Consider the following 2,685-nt stretch of genomic DNA (forward strand, 5'->3'; position numbering starts at 1 on the left):
CGCAGCTCACGCTCCAGTTCACGCTTGCCCAGCAGCGCCTCGTTGAGTTGTACCGAGAAATAGCGCCAGGTGCCCTTGCCCGCGGCCTTGGCGCTGTACAAGGCGAGGTCGGCGTACTTGATCAGGTCGGACGGGCGCCCGCCGTATTCGCGCGACAGGACCACGCCCAGGCTTGCGCTGACGCGCACTTGATGGTCCTCGAAGGCGATGGGCGCCTGCAGGCTCTGGATGACCCGCTCGCAGAATCGGTCCAGTGTCTCGACCGGGCCTGGCTGGGTGAGTACGACGATGAATTCGTCCCCGCCCAGGCGCGCGACCAGGTCGGCACCGCGGGTAACCGCGTTCAGGCGCGTGGCCACCTCGATCAGTACCGCATCTCCTGCCGAATGGCCAAGGCTGTCGTTGATCGGCTTGAAGTTGTCGAGGTCGAGCATCAGTACCGCCAGCTGCGGGTCCTCCTCCCCGCCCTGCATGAACTGCTCGATGAAGCGGAACAGCTTGTTGCGGTTCGGCAGCCCGGTCAGGGCGTCGTGCTGTGACAAATGCTGGATCTGCGCATGGGCCGCGACTTCGTCGGTGATATCGGTGCTGGTGCCGCGAAAGCCCTCGTGCTCGCCACCGTGCATGATCGCCCGCGCCGAAATCCGGCAGATCCGCTGTTGTCCCAGGCTGTCGTGGTACTGGCAGCGCAGCGTGCCGGCCATGCCAGAGATGGCCAGTTGCTGCAGCCAGTGGGCGACTCGCCCGGTGTCGCATTCAAGCAGATCCCGGATCGAACGGCCGATCCAGTCATCGACAGGGTGTCCGGTCACTTCTTCGAAGCGCGCCGACAGGTAGGAGATCTGCAAGTGCGTATCGGTTTCCCAGATCCAGTCCGAGGCGCCTTCGGCCACGGCCTTGAAGCGCTCCTCGCTGATTTCCAGCGCATCCCGGGACTCGGCCAGCTTCTGGTAGCTGCGGTCGATGCGGGCGCTGCTGAGCACGGCATAGCGTCCCAGCACGCTCATCATCACCAGGATGAACATCAACGCCACGGCCAGCGGCGGCACGACCGCCCAGACCAGCTCGGTGCCGGGACGGGGGACCTGCCAGGTCAGTCCATGGCCGATGTCCGCCAGCGGCAGGTAGCCCCGATCGGCAGGCAGGTCGCCTGCCGCGTCAACCGCAAGGCCCTGGAGGCCGACACTGCTGCCCAGCGGCCCGAGGAATGCCGGGGTCAGGGGACGGATGAAGGTCATCACCGAGCGCGGCGCCGGCAGGTGGTGCGGCATCGCGGGGGGGCGGATGACCGCTGCGACAAACAGGGACGGCTGGCCACGGAACATCACGAAGCCCGAGGTGGCCTGGTCTCGCTGCGACGCTAGCCGGGCCTGCTGGAGAATCCGGGCCTTGGCGTTGGTGAACTGCTCGATCGGCGCCTCGCTGAGCTGGCCATCAAGCATCGCGTAGCCGGTCGCGGCGTCGTCGATGACGAAGACGCCCTGGTATCCGCTGTTGTTGTAAAGGGTAGGCCCGACATTGTCTTCATCGAAGGCCCAGTGCCGGTTGACCGTGCCTTCCAGATGATCGTAGCCGACCTGCCAGAAGGCATAGCTGATCAGAAAGGCCTGCTGGGTCTGCTGCAGCCCATGCAGGGCCGATTGGGCGTAGAAGCGGCTCTGTTTCACCTCACGCTCATCCAGCGTGCCGGCGATGCGGTACAACGACACCACGCCCACCACCAGGGCCAGGCCCATCAGGCCTGCGAACACCAGGATCAGGCGCCATGTGATCACCTTGCGGGACGTGGCACGCTTGCCATTTACTGCTTCCATTCGCTTACCCCTGACCTCGGTGCACCTGCAGTGCGTTGCCCAGCGCCGCGCCTGCTGCCGTGTTGTCGAAAATGCACCATGTGGTGATACCCGCGGTGTTGTTCTGGCGCAGCCGGGCGCCCAGGCGTTGCAGAAACTCCGCGCCGTAGTCGCTGTAGTAGATGCGTGGCGATCCGTGCAGGCGCCAGTACTCAAGCTCAGGCCAGCCGCCCGGCTGGCCGTCGGTGCCGAACCGGGGTGGGTCGGCGGCGACCTGGGCGATCCGCAGTTGGTTCAGCAGTGGCGCTGCCTGCAGCCATGAGGCATGGCGCGGCTCGATCGCCACCGCGCCGGCGAATCGCTCGCGCAGCGCCAGAAGAAACGCGCCAGCCTGCGCCGGCGCGTAGTCCAGCGAAGGCGGCAGTTGCACCAGCAGGCAGCCCAGGCGCTCGCCGAGTTCGCCGCATTCCTCCAGGAACGCGTCAAGCAATCCTTGGCAATCGACCAGTCGCTGGATATGGGTAATCTGCCTGGGCACCTTCACCGAGAAGCGAAAGTCCGTTGGGACCGCGTCAGCCCAGCGGCGGTAGGTCTCGGGCTTGTGTGGGCGGTAGAAAGACGTATTGATCTCCACGGCAGGCAAGGTCGCGGCGTAGCGCTGCAGGTGCGTGCCCTGCCCGGGGAACGCCGCGAGGTGAGCACGCGACAGGCTCCAGCCTGCGCACCCGAGGTAAAGAGCGGCCTTGCCGCTCATGGGTAGTCCCTAGCCCTTGCTCTGCCTGGGGTCGGCCGAACGTGGGTAGGTGCGCTCTTCTTCGATGGTGCCGTCCTGGTGGTGAATTTTCACCGAGGCCGTCTTGCCCTCGAAATATACAGGCAGCAATTTGAGCAG

At 65.6% G+C, this 2,685-nt stretch carries 2 protein-coding genes and 1 pseudogene; all 3 read right to left on the minus strand.

Annotated elements, in window-relative coordinates; genetic code table 11:
- Nucleotides 1-1,814: sensor domain-containing diguanylate cyclase (locus VJS90_RS11350; RefSeq protein WP_324121748.1), on the minus strand; the 1,814-nt coding region annotated here is incomplete at its 3' end.
- 4 nt (nt 1,815-1,818) lie between these two features.
- Nucleotides 1,819-2,547, minus strand: coding sequence for a DUF72 domain-containing protein (locus VJS90_RS11355; protein WP_324121749.1), 729 nt, complete (start codon nt 2,545-2,547; stop codon nt 1,819-1,821).
- A gap of 9 nt (nt 2,548-2,556) precedes the next feature.
- Nucleotides 2,557-2,685, minus strand: a pseudogene (locus VJS90_RS11360) (DUF2188 domain-containing protein); the annotation flags it as partial.

Source organism: Pseudomonas sp. (assembly GCF_035277045.1).
GTDB lineage: Bacteria > Pseudomonadota > Gammaproteobacteria > Pseudomonadales > Pseudomonadaceae > Aquipseudomonas.

What these genes read in the sequence shown, in the direction of transcription:
- VJS90_RS11355 (WP_324121749.1), bottom strand. Translation starts at nt 2,547, where the DNA reads ATGAGCGGCAAGGCCGCTCTTTACCTCGGGTGCGCAGGCTGGAGCCTG.